The following is a 1,452-nucleotide window of genomic DNA, read 5'->3' on the forward strand; positions in this document are numbered from 1 at the left end:
CTGGGCGTGTTCAATGGTCTGTGTAAGCCCTGATTGAGAGGACCTACTGTCATGACTGTGACTGATAAGGAGAAGACCGCCCCCTCCGGGACCGTTCCGACTGGTAGTGGTGTGGCCCGGGAGCTAGCCGCCTCTGGTGCGTTGGATGACCTGTTTGAGCAGGCCCGGGTCCGGCAAGGCGGGTGCTCACTGGTGCTGACGGGCTGCTGCCGGCGCTGTTGAAGGAGGCCCTGGAGCGGGGCCTGCAGGCAGAGCTGACCGATCACCTGGGCTACGAGAAGGGCGAGCCGACCAAGGCTGCCCGTGGTAACGCCCGGGGCGGCACCACGACCAAGATGATCGATTCGGAGGTGGGCACCGTTCGAGACCTGTGGTCCCCCGGGACCGGGGCGGCTCGTTTACGCCCCGCCTGGTACGTAAGGGCCAGCGGCGCACGGGGCGGCCTGGACTCGATGATTGTGAGCCTGTACGCGGGCGGTATGACGGTGCGCGAGACCCCGGCACCACCTGGAGACCACCCTGGGTGTGGAGCTGTCGGCCGGGACGATCAGTAAGGTCACCGACGCGGTGTGCGAGGCGGTCATGGAGTGGCCCAGCCGTCCCCTGGAGGAGTTCTACCCGGTCATCTACCTCGATGCCATCCGCATCAAGGTACGCGCCGACCACCGCGTGACCACCCGGTCAGCCCACATCGCCGTAGGGGTCGACATGGACGGGATCAAGCACGTGCTGGGTATCTGGGTCCAGGCCGAGGAAGGAGCCTCCTTCTGGGCGCACGTGTGCGCGCAGCTGGCCAACCGCGGTATCAAGGACGTGCTGATCGTGTGCTGCGACGGACTTGTCGGCCTGCCCGAGGCGATCGAGGCGACCTGGCCCAACTCCCTGGTCCAGACCTGCGTCGTGCACCTGATCCGCGCCTCGATGCGGTTCGTGGCCTATGGGGACCGCAAGCAGGTCGCCAAATCGCTCAAGCCCGTCTACACCGCCCCCAACGAGGAGGCCGCCCTGGGGGCCCTGGCCGACTTCTCCGACCAGTGGAGCAGCAAGTATCCCGAGGCGGTGGCGACCTGGGAGCGGGCCTGGGAGCGGTTCACGCCGTTCCTGGCGTTCCCGCCGATGCTGCGCCGGGTCATCTACACAACCAACTCCATCGAGTCGCTGAACTACCAGCTGCGCAAGGTGTCGAAGAACCGGGGCCAGTTCCCCTCCGATGAGGCCGCGGTGAAGCTGTTGTGGCTGGCCATCTGCAACATCGAGGACAAGCGCGCCAGAGAACGGGACAAGGAGAAGAACCTACCCGCCAGCAAACGCAAGGCCAAGGCCCGAATGGTCGAAGGACAAGTCACCACCAACTGGAAACAAGCCCTCGCCCAACTCGCCGCCGCCTACCCCGAACGAATCCGCCCCTACCTGTAAGCAACAACCCACTTACACAGAAACCTTGACAGGCTC

Annotated in this window: 2 protein-coding genes; both read left to right on the top strand. The window is 65.4% G+C overall.

What is annotated here, in order from left to right:
* Window positions 1-182: 182 nt before the first annotated feature.
* The gene (locus BN1056_RS14950; protein WP_280516440.1) at window positions 183-554 is read left to right on the top strand and encodes a transposase; all 372 of its coding nucleotides are present in this window, start codon (window positions 183-185) and stop codon (window positions 552-554) included.
* The gene (locus BN1056_RS05455; protein WP_280516441.1) at window positions 526-1,416 is read left to right on the top strand and encodes an IS256 family transposase; all 891 of its coding nucleotides are present in this window, start codon (window positions 526-528) and stop codon (window positions 1,414-1,416) included. Before BN1056_RS14950 ends, BN1056_RS05455 begins: the two co-directional genes overlap by 29 nt.
* Window positions 1,417-1,452 lie beyond the last annotated feature (36 nt).

It is taken from the genome of Actinomyces succiniciruminis, assembly GCF_900002405.1.
Classification (GTDB): domain Bacteria; phylum Actinomycetota; class Actinomycetes; order Actinomycetales; family Actinomycetaceae; genus Actinomyces; species Actinomyces succiniciruminis.